This window comes from Paenibacillus sp. GbtcB18 (genome assembly GCF_019091125.1).
Classification (GTDB): domain Bacteria; phylum Bacillota; class Bacilli; order Paenibacillales; family NBRC-103111; genus Paenibacillus_F; species Paenibacillus_F chitinolyticus.
In genome coordinates, this window is record NZ_JAGXJX010000734.1 from 1 (window position 1) to 243 (window position 243).

1 pseudogene is annotated in these 243 nt (G+C 59.3%); it reads left to right on the top strand.

The features are described 5' to 3' along the window. A pseudogene (locus KVT34_RS30925) lies at positions 1-243 on the top strand (collagen-like protein); the annotation flags it as partial.

The window sequence follows — 243 nt, forward strand, 5'->3', positions numbered from 1 at the left end:
GAGTAACGGGACCGACGGGTTTAACAGGACCGACGGGAGTAACAGGACCGACGGGAGTAACAGGACCGACGGGTTTAACGGGACCGACGGGAGTAACAGGACCGACCGGAGTAACGGGAGTAACAGGATCTGCCGGAGCAACGGGCGTAACAGGACCAACGGGTTTAACGGGCGTAATAGGACCGACGGGTTTAACGGGACCGACCGGAGTAACGGGCGTAATAGGACCGACGGGTTTAACGG